Here is a 19500-nt window from a genome sequence, read left to right on the forward strand (position 1 = left end):
ACGTTATCGCTTGAGGTGCCCACGTGGGGTGCCAGGCACTCAAACAATTTTCTATATTAAATACACGTAGACTTCTGCGGGAACAGCTCAAGTTGTAAGACGCAACAAACGCATGACAGTGAAGGTTGCGGCTTTTACTGTGCCCGCGGAAAGTGTAGTGGATTTTTTCGATTTAGAAGCAGTAATTCCGAAGTGCCAGGCACTCAAACAATTATGTGACTCCTGCGCACACAAATTTTATTTTGTAGCATTGTATTGTAGTGCTAGTTCTTTATATTCTTCAGCTTTTTGATATTGTCCTAATCGCTCATAACAAATAGCTAATTGAACATACGGTAGCCAAGTCCAAGCCGCATGGTCTATTAAATTTCCTTGTTTAGGTTGGTTTTTCAATATTGTTGCTTGCTCATACCAATAGATAGCTTGATCATATTTCTCATCTGCTAAAAACCTTGCCCCTAAGCGACAACAACATTCTGGACGAGGCATGCTATAAGATAATGTTTTAAATAAATATTGCAATTGTTGATCAGGAGCATGTAACATTTCATAACAGTCCGCTACCTTCAAGCATGCTGCTATTTCATCTTCTATCCAACCTTGTTTTGTTAATAAAAATTGATTATATTTTTCTACCGCTTCTTCGTACAGGGCGTGATCTTTTAATTCATTTCCATAGTAAAATAAATCACGTGCCGAAAATTCGATTCCCTGCTCTTCTCTTTGTTTATAGATTTTTATATTTCGGTCTGTATATGCTCTCTCTTTACGATGGGTAATCGCTATATTGCGCTGTATTATATTGCCATGAACAGATAAGTATTCATGGACTGCACCAACCCAAGTAAAATTGCAGGAACGTTTTACTAGTCTGTTTCTTTTAAGACTGTATGTCGGCTCCCCATTATGATCGAATGCTAAATGATAATCCATCATGACACTGTCCACTTCTTTAGAGCTTAGTTCTTTTGTTAAACTTGAAAAATGTAGTCTTTCGCTTTCCTGTAAAATATCATCTGCATCTAACCATAAAATATAATCTTTTGTTGCTTTGCTAAATGAAAAATTACGTGCTTTTGAAAAATCATCCACCCATTCAAAATCATAGATGTGATTTGTGTATTGCCTTGCGATTTCTTTTGTTCTATCTGATGAACCAGTATCTACAATAATGATTTCATCTACAAGTCCTTGAACGGAAGATAAACAACGTGCTAAAACTTGTTCTTCATTTTTGACTATCATACATAAGCTAACTGTTGCTTTTTCCTTTTTTTCAGTGAGGATTTCATTATTAAATTTTTGAGCACCGAGTAAGTCGGAATCTCGATAAATATGAAATGCAGGAAAACGAGTATCTACAAATAACTGTAAATCCAATGCAGCTGCTCTTATGCAAAAATGTCGGTCTTCGCCCCAAAAAGATAGATTTTTCATTTGTTTAAAACGAACGCCTTTTAAAAGTGCTTTTCGACTTATTAATGTGCAAGCACCCAATCCACCCACTTCATATACGCCTGGTACTTTTAATTGCTTTATGAAAGCTGCCGTTCTATTTGCTATCTCTATTGGTTCCAATTTTTCTCCATTTTTTATTTCATATAATGTGTATTCATCCATCATCCAAACTTGAGGTAACGCTTCTATATCCTTTTGCCATTCGGTCCAGAAAATATTTGAAATGATGTCTTTTTGTTCATCCCATAAATTTTGTAGTGTATTCGGATACAGCATTAAATCTGAGTCGATAAGGAATAATCCATCATAGTGGAATTGGATAGCATGTTCTATGATAGAATCTTTCATTTTTGCAACTTTTTCTATTAGTGAATCTGTCCAATAATGTGTTTTATCATCTTTCATATAAATATCATGTTGTTGATCATTTTTAATAATTTTTACACGCTCGTTTTTTGATTGAAATGATGCTAAAAGTTCTGTCGATTGTTTATCGTCATTATCATCTATAAATAAAAAATCCACTACAAGTTCATCTTGATTTAACGATTGCAGTGAAGTTAAGAAATACGCCAAAATATAAGGTTTTTGTCGCACAGGGCTGGCAATTAAAATATGAGGTTTCATGTAATCCTCCTTCATTAGATGCTTTTGGAAAACATAATGCTAACAATTTATTTTGTATTAAAGTGAATTAGGAGCAATTGGTCATAGTTATATCAATATTCATATTTCACTTGATTTGTTACAGTGATGAAAGTTTTGCGGGGGGCTTGAAATCAGAAAAGCCCTCTTGTATGATGCAAAAGTCAACGACAATTGACTCATCATCACATAAGAGAGCTCCATTTACCTAGGGGGTATCGGCGATTTTCTGGGTTTTATCGGCGATTCCAGTTATTTAATCGGCAATTTCCGGCAGTCTATCGGCGGTTCACCATGAATTTTCCATATCTTGTTGCGTTGCTAGCTCGTAGTACATAGATGTTATACCACTTATTTCGTACATCATGCCATGTACGTAAAGTTTTTCACCATTTGTACCGTTTAGGCGAATAGCAAAAATGCCATCTCCTTTTCCAACTCGTTTAATTGTTACACCATCTGCTGAATTTTCAACATCAACAATTTTGTGATCAATCGTTGCTCCTGTGTATTGCTCAATGTTAACATCCTTAACGGTAAAGCCTATTTCACTTGTTGGAATGAATTCGCTACTTATTTCAACAGCTGCAGAAGTATACATATCAAAACCATCCGTTTCAGCACGAATGCCCACGCGTACGGATTGACCTTTACCGTCAGATAATGTCGCTATATAATCTCCTGCCTGCAGTAACTTTAACTCGTAATTGCCGCCTTTCGGAATACTCTCTTCCTCCCAGCCTTCAAAATTAAAAGGTTGATACACATAGACTTTATCACTTACCTCATAACCGTTTGCAGTTGTCAGCTGAATGTGAGCCGGATTAAAGCCTAACTCTTCTTCAAAAAGCAGTGCTACACCAGGTGTTATTTCATCCGTTTGCTGGCAATTGAGCTGGAGTTTGCCGTCTACTTCTGTAACAACAATCTTATATTTTTGTGTCTCGACGACCTCATAATTTTCTTCCTTATCCATATTGTAGCCAATTAATATGAAGTAGCCCGAGCCTTCTCGCAATGCCTCCACAGTTACACCATTTGTTGTTTGGTGAATTTTGAAAAATTCATGCTCACCATCAGTCGCAATATTGTCATAAGAGTAGGCATCAAGTTGACTTGCACCAAGTTCGCTTGCAGAAAATTTCTGTAAAACACGATTCGCTTGCATTGCCTCTATACGTTGAATAAATAGTGCAAGCTGCGAACGCTTCACTGTTTCTTTTAAACCAAATGTAGTCGCTGTAATTCCCTTTGTAATGTTGTGTTCAAACAAAGGTCCAATTGCATAATACGCATCGGAGTATTTCACAATATCTGTAAATGGCAGCGTCCAATCTTCTGCATTATTGACTAATTGGTAGGCAGACGTTAGCATACTCGCCAACTGTTCGCGTGTAATAGCTTGATTCACACCGAAGCTACCGTTGGCAAAGCCAGACGCAATTCCTTCATTTGCTAAAGCAGCAATTGCACCATAGTATTCATCACTTTGCTGAACATCCGTAAAGTTTGGATCTATCACGTTTTGCGTATCTAGCGCCAATAAGTTTGCTAAAATTTTTGCAACTTGTCCACGCGTAACATCAGCAAATGGCTTGAATGTGCCATCTGAATATCCATTGATAATACCTCTTGCTGCTAAATCTTTTATCGCTGCTCCATATTCTTTTGACATATCAACATCGCTAAATCCTTCTGCTGCCTGCGCTGTCGGTACCACGACAATAGCACTTGTTGCTAATGCCGCAACGATTGCTCCTTGAAATAATTTGTTACGCTTCATCCGCTCATCCCCCTACACATTTTGTCTATCATACTTGATAATACGTGGAGGTAATAGTAAAAGTTTCATATTCTTCTATAGTTATGTATTTTGATGCTGTTCTTAATACAAATAGCAATACCCCTAAAGCTAGAGGTATTGCTTCATTTACGGGGATTTCTCTCCATCAAAAAAGCCTTGTGACCATGATGAAACAAAAAGTTTCATCTAATCACAAGGCTAGTTACTAGTAAACTAGTTTAGAGCTTTACGCTATTTATTAAGGTGCAGCAACGATTGTTACTTTTAATTCTTTTGTTGCGTTACCAACTTTAATTTTTAAAGTTACTTTAGCTTCTTTAACATCTGCATTTAATGTAGCTGTTGCAGTTGCAGTACCGTTACCAGAAATTTTAACATCTGTTACTTTTTCAGGTACGATTGTAACTGTGTCTGCTACAAGTGCAGTGATTGCTTTGTTACCGTATTGGTCAACAGTTGCAACGTTTACTACTACAGGTGTATCATCTGTAGATTTTAAGTTTGCTACAGTTGAACCAGATACTAATGTAGCTTCTGTAATAGCTTTAGCAGCGTTGTAATCAGCTAAATTAACTGATGCAGCAGATGCTGTGAAGAAGAAATCTTGTGTTTTTTCAGCGTCAGCAGAAACAACGAATTTTTGTTCTAACACTTGACCAGTTGCATTAATTGTTACTTTTAATGTGAATTCTGTGTCAATTTTGTTAGCTGGTGTTGCTGAATCAGTGTTTAAAGCTGTATCAGCAATGTTTACTTTACCAGTAGTTACATCTTGAGGTGCAGCTAATTTACCGCCAGTTACTGTTGCAGTATATTCGTTCGCTTCAAGAGCAACTTTACCACCGTTTAGTAAACCGTTAATAGTGATGTTTTTGTCTGTTGCTACTTTAGTTTTACCAATTTCAGCAATTTCATAACCGTTGTATTCAGTACCATCAGTAACTTGTACTTTTACTTCAACAGCAGAATCAATTGTGCCATTTGGAGTTGTAAGTGCCACATTTAATGTTGCAGTTCCGTTTTTAAGAGCTGTTACTTGATTACCACTTACAGAAACTACGTCAGAAGTTCCAACTAATGTAACTGTTACAGGTTCAGCAGAGTTTTTCATTTCACGACCATATTGGTCTTCGATGATTAAGTGATCTTTAGCTGTAATTGTTACTGGAGCTTGAGCAGTTGAAAGTACTAAAGGAGTTTTAAGTCCACGAACTACAGTTGGAACTGCTTTAGCTTTTACATCTACAGTAATAGTAGCAACTTTGTAAGTTGAAGTTTGGAATACTAATGCTTGTGTACCAGCAGTGTTGAATGTAGTTTTGTAGTAAACTTGACCATCTTTCACTTCAAGAGCTGATTCAGCAACTGTAGTACCGCCAACTTTAATACCTTTGTTAGCATCAGCTAATACTTTTTTGTTAGTGATTACGTTGCCTTCTTTATCAGTAACTGTTAATGGGATTAATGTAGATTCTTCAGCAACAGCGATTTCTGGTTGAGAAACAGAGATTGCATTAGTTGTAGAAGTTTCTGCAACTTTAACAGTATATTTAGCTGTTTGACCGTTAGTTGTTGAAATTAATAACACATCAGTGTCGCCAGCTTTTAAGATTGAAGATAATGCAACTACTAATTTATCTTTATCGCCAATTTTCACTTTAGAAACAGTGTTAGCGATTGTTAAGTTTGTAGTGTTTGTGTTTGTGATAACTAAACCTGTTGCTTTAGCAGCATCAGTAATTTCTTTACCATATTGATCTTTAAGGTTTAATACGATATAAGCATCAGAAGCTTTAGAAGAATCATTTAAAGCTACTTCTTCACCCTTAGCGTTATAAACACCAGCTACTTCAATAGAAGAAACTGTAGATTCAGCAGATAATTTTACAGTTTTAGAAACTGAAGTACCTGTAGCAGCATCGAATAATACTACTGGTACGATATCACCGATTTTTTTACCTTCTACAACAGCACCTGATAATTTAATTACACCTTTAGCTGAATCAGCAACAACAGTTGTATTAGCATTATCATTTGTTTTTAAAGAAGTTGTTTTTGTAATATCTGTACCATATTGGTCTTTAACTACATAACCAACAGTTGCAGTTGTACCAGCATCGAAAGTGCCGTCAGCTTTAACTGCTTTGTCAACTACAGCTACTTCGTCTAAAACTTCAATTGAAGTTACTTTTTGAGCTTCGATTTTAACTGTGCTAGTTAATACATTTTCAGTTAAACCAGCAATGTTTACAGTGTAATCAGCTGCTTGGAAGTTTGTAGCACCTACTAATTGAACTGATTTTTTGTCTTCAGACCAAACTAGAGTTACGTTTTGTTTGAAAGTACCACGTAGTAATTCAACTTTAGCTTTAGTAGTATCTTCTACTGCTTTGTTAAATTGTACTTCGATTGTTTTAGCGTTAACTGCTTTTACTGATTCTAATTTAACTTCAGTTACTTCATATGTAACTACAGCTGAATAAGTTTTACCTTCAATTTCGAACTCTACTTTAGTTTCTTTGTTTTCTACAAGTGGAGTTTCTAATTTTACAGTGTGTTTAGTGTCATCAGAAAGAGTTACTTCTAATGTAGTTGCGTCAACAACTTTAGCTTCTTTAACAGTTAAAGTAGCTTCACCAACGTTTGTGATTGTACGGTGTAAGAATGATGCGAATTGACCACGAGTTAAAGAGTTTTTAGGGTTGAACGCTTTAACGTTTGTAAGTCCAGCATATTCTAAAGCGATAATTGCTTCACGGTTTTCTGTAGCTGTAGTTTTGTCTAAATCTGTGATAGCAGATTTGAAGTCAGATTCTTTGTAATCTGCTACTAAATCTACATTATAAACAGTGTTGATAGCACGTACTAATACTACTGCCATTTGTTCACGGTTCATGTTGTTTGTGTACATTAATTTGTTGTTAGAACCTTTGAATACGCCTGCATCTTTAACAAGTGCTGCATATTGTAGTAATTCTTGGTCTGGAGCTGAAGTTGGAAGGTCAGTGAAACGAGCTTCTGTTTTGTAATCAGCTGGAATTTCATATCCTTCAGAAATTAACCATTTACCTAAGAATTTTGCTACGTTACCGCGTGTTACCACTGCGTTTGGTTTGAATGTACCGTCAGTGTAACCTCCTACGATTTTAGCGTCCGCTAATGCTAAGATAGCGTCCTTGTGATCACTTGTTTCAATATCAGAAAAGCTTGCTGCGCTTGCTACTGGTACGATTGCTGATGCTACTAGAGCTGCTGATGCTGCGCCGACAACCCATTTGCTATATTTTTGTTTCATGTCTAAAAACCTCCTAGATAAATTAGCCACTTTTATGACTACGATTCTATTATAAGAGAAGTAGAACATACATATCCATGTGAAATATCTGGAATGAAATATGTGGTAACAGTAATACTTCATTGGTTATACATACATTTTTTAGTTTTTTATATAGAGTTTTACCATCCAACAATTAGTAGACAAGCGTTGCTTTTATGCGGAAAATATACCATTTTACCCATAGGTATTGAGACTTTTTCCCTTCCATATATTTTTAGCTAAGACAAATTTCTCACTTAAAGGAATAGTGAACAAATGATGAATTTACGTTACAATAATATAGGTAATTTATTCATTAATTCCCTTGGAAAACTGGATTAAGATTTTATGGAAACCAGAATCTAGCGAGTCTATTAGGAATTAATGGGCTTCAATCAGCGGTACGACTGGGTTTTGGGCGATTTACTCTGAGTTATTGGCAATTTAGAAGGGTTTTGGGGCGATATGTTTGGGGTTAGTGGCGATTCACGTTGCGCTATCAGCGACCACGACAATTCGCTAAGTTCTATCATTTACAGAGATGGGGATTTGACAGAGATGGTATTTAGTAGTCTTATTTTTTTATATGTCTTTTTGCCATTAGTGATTGTTGTGTACTTCATCTCTCCGAAGATGCTACGCAATACAATTTTACTGTTGGCTAGTTTGTTCTTTTACGCTTGGGGTGAACCGAAATATGTGCTTTTAATGATGCTGTCTATCGTGCTCAATTATGTGCTAGGCATTGTCATCGAAAATACAGTTTCACAGTCTAAGAGAAAAACACTTCTTTGGTTAGTTATTGTTAGCAATTTAGCCATCTTAGGCTATTACAAATACGCTGGCTTTTTTGTGGACATTATTAACAATTATTTGGCACAGCCCATTGAATGGCAGGCTGTACCTCTGCCAATCGGCATTTCGTTTTACACGTTCCAAGCACTCAGCTATGTTATCGATGTTTATCGCAAGGACGTAAAAGCACAGCGCAACTTTTTGGATTTATCACTTTTCATTACATTATTTCCACAGCTCGTTGCAGGTCCTATCGTTCGCTATCAAACGGTAGCTGAGCAAATAAAAAAACGTATCTCTACTGCAGACGATTGGATGATTGGGACGCGTCGCTTTGTACAAGGCTTAGCGAAAAAAGTACTTATTGCAAATCCAATGGGCGAAGTAGCCGATCACGTATTTAGTTTATCTGGTGGGGACTTAACAACTGGTACTGCTTGGATTGGAATTTTAGCGTACTCCTTACAAATCTACTTCGACTTCTCAGGTTATAGTGATATGGCGATTGGGTTAGCACGTGTTTTTGGCTTTAAATTTGAAGAGAACTTTAACTATCCGTATATAGCTCAATCTGTTACAGACTTCTGGCGTCGCTGGCACATCTCACTCAGCAGCTGGTTTAGAGATTATGTCTACTTCCCACTTGGTGGAAGTCGCGTAAGCCACGAATGGAAATTATATCGTAATTTACTTGTTGTCTGGACACTAACCGGTTTTTGGCATGGTGCAAGCTGGACCTTTATGGCATGGGGCTTTTACTATGGGATATTAATTTGCTTGGAAAAATGGGTACTGTTGAAATGGCTGGAGCGTATTCCACGTGTATTACGACATATGTATATTCTTATTATTGTCATGATTGGCTGGGTTTTCTTTAGAGCGAATGACTTTACATATGCATTTGCATTTATCAAAACGTTATTTGGGGTATCAGACGCTGCACTGTACAATTATGAAACGATTTTACTAACTAAGGATTATGCTATTTACTTTGTTATCGCTATTATATTTGCGATGCCAATCTATAAACTTTATCAAAATTGGAGCGAACAAAAAGCTACCGCTTCCCTATCATTTGACTGGGGACTACGCATTACGCAAACAATTTACTATGGCGCTCTATTGTTATTTATCACGATGTTTTTAGTGAACGCAACACATAATCCATTCATTTACTTTAGATTTTAGGTGGGACATCATGCGAAAAATACAAACGTTTCTTTTACCAATTACATTTTTTTGCATCATTTTCGGTGGCTTCATCGTGCATGTATTAACAGTGGATCGTCCACAATCAGAGATGGAAAACCGACCATTAGAAACTGCCAACATCACACCAAGTCCTCAGGAAATCTTCTCAGGGCAATGGTCCAAACAGGTAGAATCTTATATTTCCGATCAATTTCCTGCTCGAGATACATGGATGCGTAATTATGTTAACTTTCAACGTGTCGTGGGCAAAACTTATTTAAATGATAAGTACGCAGTAGATGATAAAAGCGGCTGGATCATTTCCAAACCAGCTGCAGCAAAAACTGAAGAAGAGCTAGCTTCCTTTGCCTCCGATTTAAAACGTTTAAGCGAAGGACTAGCCGAAAAAAATATTCCGTTTACATTTTACTCACTACCAGCGAAGGCAACCTATTCAAGGGAGCCAAGTCCAAGCTATATGCCTGAAGATGCTGGTATTGCCAACAACACCAAACTGCACGAACTTGTCACAGCTGCTGGTGTAGACAATATTCGTCTATATGATGAAATGCAGGACGACTTTTCGGCAGAGCGCAACTTCTTTAAAACAGATCATCACTGGACAATTCAAGGTGCATACTCAGGATACGAAGCACTTATCAATACACTAAGCAAACGACTTGGCGAGACGATTCCAACAATTCCATTTGATGAGGCCAATACATTTTGCTTACCAAATAAATTCGCCGGTTCTTGGAATAAAATACTGTATATGACCGTCGATAATAATGAACAAATTTGCTACAACGAGCCCGCTTCGTTCGCAACACAATTTACTATTTACGATGGAACGGTTGAAGGTGGGGTCACTGCACCATATGAAGCAGTGTACGGTCGCGCAAAACAAATGAGTCCCGATGCAGTCGTGAACTACGCTGAAGCTTACAGTCGCGACTTTGCTGAACTCACTCTCGTCAACCAAAACTATGACAGCGACAAACATCTCGTCGTCATTAAAGATTCATACTTTAACACCATCCAATTTCACGTAGCAAGCCACTTTAAAACCGTAACAATTTTAGACTTACGTTATTTGGATAAGGACATCATTCCTTACTTACAAAGCATGCAACCAGATTATGTCGTTCTTGCCTATAACGATCGCAATCTAAAACTAATGCCGGAATAAAAATTAGTTTGATTTTTAGTTTGCGCCAGAGGTACCGGCGATTCTCCGGGTTCTATCGGCGATTTCTGCCGGGGTACCGGCGATTCTCCAGGTTCTATCGGCGATTTCTGCCGGGGTACCGGCGATTCTCCAGGTTCTATCGGCGATTTCTGCCAGGGAACCGGCGATTCTCCAGGTTCTATCGAATATATAAAGCAAGAAAAGCCGAATAGAGTATTCGGCTTTTCTTATCTATTATTTTTATTATTAATGTCTATAAAAGCTTGAATCATATGTTGGCGGAATTGCTTCGATACATAGGAATACTTTTTATTTTTTAACCAAGCAAACCCTACCATTTGATAGCAATGGCTATTTTTCAAGCGAATGATTTTGGTATTTGCTAGTTGTTCACCTAAAAATGAATATTGCGGATAAAATGAAATTCCTTGTCCTTCATTAACTAGCTGTAAAACAATCGACATCTCCGTTCCTTCAAATACAATGTTTGGTGTAAACCCCGCTTCTAAACAACATTTTTCAAACATGCTAATCGATTCTAATCCCGATTTATAGCCTATAAAACGCTCGTTTTTCGCTTCCAGTAAATCGATTTCATCAAATTGGGCGAGTCTATGATTTTTAGGAACAATTAAATCTAATCGTTCCTTTAAAACAGGTAGCCATTCAATATCAGTTCCTGTAATCGGTGTATTGGAAACACACAACTCAATTTCCCCACTAATTAGACGTTCCTTTGCTACTGAATCAGGTAGGATAGATTGCTGAATGCGAATATTCGGTCTACGATCATAGAAACTTCTAAATATGGGCGGTAAGATTGTAGAGCTCATCACACTAATGGATACACGATCTTCCTCTATATCAGCCATTTCTAGTACTTCTTCATGTGCTTCTTGTAAGATTTTTAATGCTCTCTCTACTTCCTGCGCATAATACTTTCCATAACTATTCAAACGAATTTTCTTACCATTTCGATCGAATAAAGGGACACCTACTTCATCTTCTAATTTGGCAATCGTTTTACTTAATGATGACTGTGTAATATTTAAAGAAAGTGCAGATTGAGACATATGCTCCGTCCTCGCCACAGCTAAAAAGTATTGTAACTATAAAAGTTGCATAGTATTTCCCCTTATGAATCATAATGAATATAGATATAGATTTGAATATATTGTAGCGATTTCTGCAAACGATTACAATGATAGCGAATTTCAATAATCTGTACTAAAGGGAGAATGAATATATGAAGATTAAAGCAGCAGTTACACCCGGACAAGGTCAAGATTTTATTCTTGAAGAAGTAGAACTAGCAGCTCCAAAAGCGAATGAAGTGTTAGTGAAAATTGTTAGTACAGGTGTTTGTCATACAGATGCTGTGGCACGTGATGCAGCAATCGCTCCACTACCAGCTGTTCTTGGCCATGAAGGTGCAGGAATTATTGAAGAAGTCGGTGAAGGTGTAACTCGTTTTGAAAAAGGTGATCACGTTGTACTTTCATTTGCGCATTGTGGACATTGTGATAACTGTTTAACAGGTCACCCAACAGTTTGTGAGACATTCAACGACTTAAACTTTGGCGGTACACATGATGATTACACACATCGTTTATCTAAAGATGGCCAGCCACTTTCAACATTTTTCGGTCAATCTTCATTCGGTACATTTGCAATCTCACATGAACGGAATGTTGTAAAAGTAGATAAAGATGTAGATTTAGCATTACTTGGACCTTTAGGCTGTGGTATTCAAACAGGTGCTGGTACTGTTTTAAATAAAATCAAGCCAGAGTTCGGCTCAACAATCGCTATTTATGGTGCAGGTGCTGTAGGTTTAAGTGCGATTATGGCTGCAAAAATTGTAGGCTGTAAAACAATTATTGCTGTTGATGTACATGATTCACGCTTAGATTTAGCTAAAGAGCTAGGTGCAACACATACATTTAACGGAACAAAAGTAGAAGTTGTAAAAGAAATTAAAGAATTAACAAACGGTGGTACAAAATATGCAGTCGATACAACAGGCGTTCCTCCAGTAGTGCGCCAATGTTTACAAGCGTTACGTCCCCTAGGTGTCGCAGCAGTCGTAGGTGTAACACCTGAAATGACGATTGATGTGCACAATGACATTATGGCTGAAGGTAAAACAATGATGGGTGTAATTGAAGGTGATTCCGTACCAAACGTATTTATTCCTCAATTAGTGGATTACTATAAAGCGGGCAAATTCCCATTCGATAAATTGGTGAAATTCTATGACTTTGACCAAATCAATGAAGCATTTTTAGCATCCAAAAATGGCGAGGCAATTAAACCGATTTTACGTATTCAATAATGTCTTCAGTACATGGGAATGCGTTTTACTCGGGTTTATCGGCGATTCATGGGGTGCTATCGGCGATTTACTCGGGTTTATCGGCGATTCGCACGGTTCTATCGGCGCTTCTCACCCGGCCAAACAAAAAAGCAGTGATTTCTACTACAAGAAATCACTGCTTTTTTCGTTTCTTTAGTTTGCCGACGATCCATTGACTGAATGGCAGGTATGACAGTAGTTTTGTCAGCCCAATACAAACAATAATCGTCCACAGCATGAGCAGTGGGACACGCATCAGTGTGCTATCGAAATGCGCCACGAACCAACTTGTTGATAGTCGCAAAACTTCCCAATGGATAAGGTAAATCATAAAGGCATATTGACTAATTATACGCACGACTTTCGACGATGGGATTGACTGTCCCCATGCAATCACACAAAGTACAACACTTACGACAAGTGGCACTAAATCGAGCCGTCTCGAGTGTACCTCTATGTATCCAAGTTGCACACGAATATATAAGAACAGCGCAGATAGTATGACAAAAACAACGGTCGCTCCGCGATACTTCTTTGCCAGCACGGCTAATTGTTCATAATAAACACCTATCGCATATGCTACAGCAAAATAACCGAGCCAGCCCGTAAATAGCAAGCGTATAACCATCACATTGTCCTCAAATATTGGATACGGCAATAAAATGATTGCATGATGCACAAGTGTAATCAATACACTAAGTGGTAAAAACCATGCAATCGACCACTTAAAACGCTTCATCAGCGCAATTACCCCATACAGCTGCATAATGACTACGACAAACCAGCCAACAAACTCGCCAGACACAACATTGTGATAATACTTGTCCCATAGCAAGCCCTTCTGATAAATTGACTCAACCAATAACGCATCTAAAAAAGCCCACACTAAAAAAGGCACAAAAATATATTGAATGCGACTCGACCAAAAATTAGTCGGTAGCTTTTCACGATAACGATTCGACAATATTAAAATGGATAACACAATAAACGTCGGTGTTGCATAGCAAAGCGCAATTCGTAAAAACAAATACAACTGTTGCTCTGGCTCTGCCCCAACCTCCATAATTACCCACGATGATGTATGCAATAGTAAAATGGATAGGCATGCCACCACACGTAGTAAATCCCATTCTTTAATCACTACAACATTCTCCTAGTACTTTATATCTCTATTAAGCATGTCATAGAATGTCGATTAATGCAATGGTGGTACTTGGCATGTACTACAGCAAGCTTTTTTAACCCAATGTTTTCGTATAGGATAGTTCAACGTCATTTTATGAAATGACCGCAATCGGCATCAGTATATTTTTACTACTTTTTATAGGAAACTTCTTTATTATCTGTCGAAGCTGTTTAAAGAAATTATTAAATGATTAAATGTGCCGCTGCTCATTGTATATTTTGTAATTGATATCCCGACTTTCATATAAAAGCCCACTTCACATCCAAATGAAGTGGGCTAACAATATATTATTCTGATTAATTCGCCATCTGTAATGTTGTTTTTTTACCATAAATCGTTTCTACCCATTCCGGGTGGTCGATAAATGGATTGCGATTACCTTGCATTTCGTAGATTCTGTCGTTTCTTCGCTTTTCAAAGTCATCTACTGGATCTTGTTGATGCCATTGTAAAAGGACAGAAAGTTTACCATGATAAGGAGCTGTTCCATTATTAACTTTTTCATTTAATTCAAGGTCAACTTTATCGCCTGGCTCATAACGAGTTGCCATATAAAATAAGATGCGTGCTACATCACCTTTTACATTATTAGGCGGCTCGAATGAATCCGAATCTTTCAAACAACCATTACAGCCCGACACTGGACTACCACCATTGTCAAAATCTAAATTCCCTCTTGAGCTATTCACTGAGACATCTGTAGGGCGTAAATGATGAATATCTGTTCCTGGCCCTTTGCTCGTTCCAAAATTCCCATGTGATTTTGCCCACGTATGCTCACGGTTCCAGTTGCCTACATTACCGCCGTTATTTGACTTAGGGCTTGATTTGCCAGAGTAAAATAAGATTACATTATTTAAATTATTCGGATCTTCATCCGTATATCTTAATGCATCCCAAGCATCATCATACGACAGTACCTTTTGATTGGAAATGATATCGTGAAGCGCATTTTTTAGTGCTTGCCCCTCTTTGTCATATGCAGCTGCATAGTAGTCGTTATTAGCTGTTACGGTAACACTAAAGTTGGTAGTGACACTTTTCTTGCCATCGGATGCCGTAACGCCAACAATATGGCTACCCGCTTCTAAATTTAGCGTTAATATGTTGCCATTTATCGTACCTTTTGTAGCTGTAAAAGTAAGTGTGTCATTATCAGGATCAGCGAAATGCTCCGTTAAATCGATTGTAATTCCCGTACCTACAGCTACTGTCTTGTTTGTAAAAGGATTTTTAATGATTGGTTGTTTGTTTTCAAAAGGTAAAATGACTTCTCCTTTTGAATTCGTAAATTTAATTTTCTCTAACGTTGCGCCTTTCTTCAGTTCAATCAATTTTAAGTCGATATTTTCTGCGCCTCTAATTTCACTCACATTTTTGCCTTCAATTGTGATCTTTTTAAAGAAATTACCTTTTAAGTCCACAATAGATCCTGGGTGATTTGGCGTGATGATAACATCTGTGTTTTTAAAGCCTTCTCCGTGAAGCTCTACATACTTCCCTTTTAGGTGTACGCCCTTCGTAATATACGACGCAGCATCTAAATGCAATGCCACGCTAGGCTTAGTAATGTTTAATATATTTTTCTTAAAGTTCTCATAGTAATATGTGATTTCAGGCACAATCGGTTCAACAGTAGAGCCTTTATTCAAGTCAATTTGAACCATTACAGGGTCATGGTCACTTGCACGTCCTGCCATATCCGTAAAGTCCGCATTAATATGAAGAATATCAATCACTGTTTTGTCTTTTAGATTATTGGACACTAAAATATGATCTAATACTTGCGAATTCCCTTGATATAAATATGTGTAACGATCAGCGTCTTCCGCTTTATTAATCATATTTGTCATCTCAGCACCTTCATGAATCTTAAGTGCTTCAGCAAATTGGTAGTCATTAAAATCTCCTAAAGATACAATGTTTGCATCTGCATTTTTTGATTTAATGTCTTTAACAAAGTTATTTACAATCGTTGCGATTTTTTTACGTTGCACTTCACTTCCATAAACCGGTGGCTGTTTTGAACCAAATAATGGCGTGTCACCAGATTTAGAATTCCAGTGGTTAGCGATAACGACCACATCTTCACCTTGGAATTCAAATTGTGCAGCTAACGGCTTTCTACTATTATTAAATGCTTCATTTGTCGGGTCAATTCGACCTGGGTTTAGCGTTAAATGACCGTCTTGATAACCAACAGCAGTTATAGCATCGCCTGCTGGTATACCTTCCTTCAAATTCACTCTTGCTGGATTGTAAAGGAAACCAACACGAATATTTGCGTTTGGTGCACCACCGTCTGCATTATTCACTGGGTCAATATTGACATACTTATACTCAACGCCGCTTGCTGCTTTAATAGCATCAATTAATCGTTGGTAACTTTGATCTGCCTTTGAATCACCAGTCGATTCGCCATTATTATCTTGTACTTCTGTTACCCCAACGATGTCTGGTGTTTGCATATCAATAGCAATCGCTCGCGCTAATTTACGCGCCTTCTCATCCGATGTCGACGTTTTATTATTCGAGAAGTTTTCTAAGTTATAGGATGCAATTGTTAGCTTATCGTCAGCTTTAACAATTTTTGTTGTCTCAGGTGTTGCCGCACCTTTTACATGCGCTTGTTTCATCTCATCTAATGGCACATAGATTTTAAAGTTTTGATAAGAGTAGCCAACGATACCCGTAATAGGTCCCTTAAACTTATCACCTGTTGCGACTTCGAAATCACGAGCTGCTCCGTTTGGTTCTAATCTGAATTGAATACGATTTGGATTTGTCTCTCCTTCCTCATACAAGACGCCACCATGAAGTGTATTCGTTGGTTCACTTTCTAAAACCGTCACTAAATCCCCATGTTCCTGTGGAGAGACCGCTTTGACATTGCCTACTTCTACACGCATACCTTCAATACTTTCCCAAAAATCAATGGCATCAATTGTCGGATTGAATACTTGCAGGTTGTCACTATCAATTTTGCTAAATGACATTTTTAATTCATCAATTTGAATTGCTTTTGGTAATGCTACGCTACTTTTTATTTTTTCTACTTTGCCACCTTGATCATTACGAACATTGATTTGCGTTGTTTTTAAATCTGTTTGGTTGGCATCACTATAGCCATCGTACGCAAATTCATCTACTTTACCTGTTACAGAAACTAAATCACCTACTTGGATCGGCCAAGCATTTTTCCCACTATAAAGTAAGATAGCTTCAGATGTATTTGGATTATTATCCGCCAATTCATCAGGTGTTTGAATCGTATAATACGTACTACCGTTTAAAGCAAATGAATACGTCACAATCCCTTGAATACCTTCAACTGTTTTACCCGCAAATGGAGAAGTATGCCCCTCCCCTTGAATATTATGAATCTGCAAGGCATCTGTAATAGTATAGTCATAGGTCATCATTTCACTAAATTTACCATCACTAGCTTTTACAACTGTTTTTAATGTTGTATTTTGAGTAATCTCGATTGGCGTTGTATATTTCGTACCGCCTACAGTAGGATTTGAGCCATCTACTGTGTAGTAGATTTCTGCATTTGCTGTCGATGTAGATAAGGTAACGGTTGTTTTATCCACAAATGTTCCACTTCCAGGAGATGCAATGGCAGGCTTCAACGCTGTGCTATCCACTACAATATCCGATGCAGAACGAGGAATCACTTGGTAATCATTATCGAACTGTTGCACAATACCCGTAATCGATTCATATGTTGTGCCTACAGTTAAGCCAAGCGTAGCTGTTTCATCTCGTACTAAGAAATTGCTGCCATCACTAGCTGTGAAGTTTGCCCAGCCGCTTCCTGTTTGAGCGTTCGTCAGCGTCACATTTTTTACAGTAACGAGTTGCGATTCATTAGCTTCTCCGACCTCTGCACCTGTTACGACTTTCGCAGTTGGAGTACCCACACCTGCCACTTTATCGATAATTTGGGCTGCGTCTAATTGCAGTAATCCTCGATAATCCGCTAATTTACCTTTAAGCGTTACTTCGTCACCAATTTCCACATTGAGGCTAGATGGACGTACCGCAATACCACCTGTTCCATCCTGCACCGAAATCGTATTTTTCAGCTTCCCTGCTACAATCCCTTTAATTGTAACAGTCGTACCATTCGCTTCTGCTCTTGCATTAGCGATAGACAGCACATCTGCTTGTCCACTAACTGTGTAACTATATGTTTGGACATCACTATTTTCTAGTCCATCTGCTACTGCCATCGCTTTTAGCGTCGTTGTTTTATCAATAACAATTGGTTGCGAATAAATATTACTTCCAGTAGTCGGCTCTGTACCATCAGTTGTGTAATAAATCGTTGCGCCTTCCGTTGCAGAAGATAATGCAACCGCAGTACCTGCCGCTACGGTGCCAGAAGGTGTAGAAGCTGTTACTGCTTCTGCCTTTGTAATCGGCCCTACTTCTCCGCCATCCATTGAATGACTACCTAAATGATCAAATGTATCGATTGGATATTGCTGCCATTCTAATGAAGGGTCAAATGCATCACTTGGATTTTTGTCACCTAACGTAACTGCACCTTTTCTAACCAATGTTTTATCAACAGTGGACACACCGTTTACATCCCATGCTTTCCCTGGATCGAAGCCCATTTGACCAAAGGAATCAATTACCTCTTCACCCTTTTTTAACACAATTGCATCATTGCCGTTGAACGAAGTAACCGCTGATGGCAGTCCACCTTTATCTTTTATTGCTGCCACGGCACTAGAATTAAAGATAATGATCGTCTCATTATGTGCTAAAGTTCCGCTTAACGTCTGTTTGTTCGTAGGAGTAGTCCCACCGTTTGTATAAAGTTCAAGTTTATATTGGCTTAAATCAATCGTTGAACCCGTTCCATTATAAAGTTCAATCGCCTTATTATTACTCGACCCTTCAATATATTCAGAGATAATCAAATCAGCTGCTGGTCCGGCAGCGACAGCTTGAGCAGGCATTACTGGAATCGATACACTAGCAACTAAAGTTGATGCTAGTAAAGCATTAAAAGACTTGTTCCATTTCTTTTTTGACATTGTCGTTTAGCTCCTCTTTAAGTATTTGCTTAAATCAAGACCAACCTCTTATCGAAGAAAGTCTACTATCTCCCTATCTCGTCTTTCGGTTTGAACCTACACCGCAAGCGGCTTTCATCACATACTGCGTTCCATAAATAATAGTAAAACTATTTTTCCACAGTACATGTATATGAAACCATAATAGTGTTAATACACTATTTACGTAATGTAAATTATACTATTTATAGAAATCTACTACCAAATTAATATAGTTGTTGCAAGGCTATGGAAAGCAATTTGAGAGAAAAGAACGAAAACATTTTCCGCTGCGGCAGGGCTTTCTGCTCAGCACAGTAAGCCACAATTCTCGCTGTCGCGAGGCTCGTGGCTTACAATTTTTGCATTATGAGCAGGAGTCACCCCATCCTCATTCGTAGCGACGGCAGCAACGGCTACATTAGTAGCATCTGCTATCGTACCAGTGGCTTCTGCAGCAGGATTCACAGATGTAGCAGGTAACGACC

Annotated in this window: 9 protein-coding genes and 1 pseudogene; 3 read left to right on the top strand and 7 right to left on the bottom strand. The window is 38.0% G+C overall.

What is annotated here, in order from left to right; genetic code table 11:
- Positions 1-237 precede the first annotated feature (237 nt).
- The 3 genes from ACIP9C_RS21190 to ACIP9C_RS21200 all read right to left on the bottom strand — a co-directional run bounded on the left by ACIP9C_RS21190 (position 238) and on the right by ACIP9C_RS21200 (position 7202).
- Positions 238-2085 carry a glycosyltransferase gene (locus ACIP9C_RS21190; protein WP_401014264.1) on the bottom strand — a complete coding sequence of 616 codons (1848 nt, stop codon included), beginning with the start codon at positions 2083-2085 and terminating at the stop codon, positions 238-240.
- A gap of 307 nt (positions 2086-2392) precedes the next feature.
- On the bottom strand, positions 2393-3886 hold the full coding sequence (locus ACIP9C_RS21195; protein WP_401014267.1) for an S-layer homology domain-containing protein: 1494 nt from the start codon (positions 3884-3886) through the stop codon (positions 2393-2395).
- A 259-nt stretch (positions 3887-4145) separates the two neighbouring features.
- Entirely contained in the window at positions 4146-7202 is a 3057-nt protein-coding gene (locus ACIP9C_RS21200) for an S-layer homology domain-containing protein (RefSeq protein ID WP_401014270.1), read from the bottom strand.
- Between the two features lie 579 nt (positions 7203-7781).
- Here ACIP9C_RS21200 and ACIP9C_RS21205 point away from each other — a divergent pair.
- The gene (locus ACIP9C_RS21205) at positions 7782-9206 is read left to right on the top strand and encodes an MBOAT family O-acyltransferase (protein ID WP_401014293.1); all 1425 of its coding nucleotides are present in this window, start codon (positions 7782-7784) and stop codon (positions 9204-9206) included.
- 10 nt (positions 9207-9216) lie between these two features.
- Complete coding sequence (locus tag ACIP9C_RS21210; RefSeq protein WP_401014273.1) at positions 9217-10398, top strand: alginate O-acetyltransferase AlgX-related protein; 1182 nt, start codon at positions 9217-9219, stop codon at positions 10396-10398.
- 227 nt (positions 10399-10625) lie between these two features.
- On the opposite strand, the gene ACIP9C_RS21215 is transcribed toward ACIP9C_RS21210, so the two are convergent.
- Together ACIP9C_RS21215 and ACIP9C_RS21220 are read right to left on the bottom strand one after the other, a co-directional pair.
- Positions 10626-11270 (bottom strand): LysR family transcriptional regulator substrate-binding protein, encoded by a 645-nt coding sequence (locus ACIP9C_RS21215; RefSeq protein WP_401014296.1) that lies wholly within the window; start codon positions 11268-11270, stop codon positions 10626-10628.
- 81 nt (positions 11271-11351) lie between these two features.
- Positions 11352-11495: pseudogene (locus ACIP9C_RS21220) on the bottom strand (LysR family transcriptional regulator); the annotation flags it as partial.
- Between the two features lie 149 nt (positions 11496-11644).
- Between ACIP9C_RS21220 and ACIP9C_RS21225 the strand changes: the two are divergent.
- The gene (locus tag ACIP9C_RS21225; protein ID WP_401014277.1) at positions 11645-12733 is read left to right on the top strand and encodes an NAD(P)-dependent alcohol dehydrogenase; all 1089 of its coding nucleotides are present in this window, start codon (positions 11645-11647) and stop codon (positions 12731-12733) included.
- Positions 12734-12887: 154 nt separating this feature from the next.
- Here the strand turns inward: ACIP9C_RS21225 and ACIP9C_RS21230 are convergent, their stop codons facing one another.
- Positions 12888-13895, bottom strand: coding sequence for an acyltransferase family protein (locus ACIP9C_RS21230; RefSeq protein ID WP_401014284.1), 1008 nt, complete (start codon positions 13893-13895; stop codon positions 12888-12890).
- A gap of 341 nt (positions 13896-14236) precedes the next feature.
- Positions 14237-18994 (bottom strand): endonuclease, encoded by a 4758-nt coding sequence (locus tag ACIP9C_RS21235; protein WP_401014287.1) that lies wholly within the window; start codon positions 18992-18994, stop codon positions 14237-14239.
- Between the last annotated feature and the right edge of the window lie 506 nt (positions 18995-19500).

It is taken from the genome of Lysinibacillus sp. NPDC093210, from assembly GCF_044753985.1.
Classification (GTDB): domain Bacteria; phylum Bacillota; class Bacilli; order Bacillales_A; family Planococcaceae; genus Lysinibacillus.

Bases quoted from the DNA above. Each gene is read 5' to 3' on its own strand.
- ACIP9C_RS21190 (WP_401014264.1), bottom strand. From the start codon at position 2,085: ATGAAACCTCATATTTTAATTGCCAGCCCTGTGCGACAAAAACCTTAT.
- ACIP9C_RS21195 (WP_401014267.1), bottom strand. From the start codon at position 3,886: ATGAAGCGTAACAAATTATTTCAAGGAGCAATCGTTGCGGCATTAGCA.
- ACIP9C_RS21200 (WP_401014270.1), bottom strand. From the start codon at position 7,202: ATGAAACAAAAATATAGCAAATGGGTTGTCGGCGCAGCATCAGCAGCT.
- ACIP9C_RS21205 (WP_401014293.1), top strand. From the start codon at position 7,782: ATGGTATTTAGTAGTCTTATTTTTTTATATGTCTTTTTGCCATTAGTG.
- ACIP9C_RS21210 (WP_401014273.1), top strand. From the start codon at position 9,217: ATGCGAAAAATACAAACGTTTCTTTTACCAATTACATTTTTTTGCATC.
- ACIP9C_RS21215 (WP_401014296.1), bottom strand. From the start codon at position 11,270: ATGGCTGATATAGAGGAAGATCGTGTATCCATTAGTGTGATGAGCTCT.
- ACIP9C_RS21225 (WP_401014277.1), top strand. From the start codon at position 11,645: ATGAAGATTAAAGCAGCAGTTACACCCGGACAAGGTCAAGATTTTATT.
- ACIP9C_RS21235 (WP_401014287.1), bottom strand. From the start codon at position 18,994: ATGTCAAAAAAGAAATGGAACAAGTCTTTTAATGCTTTACTAGCATCA.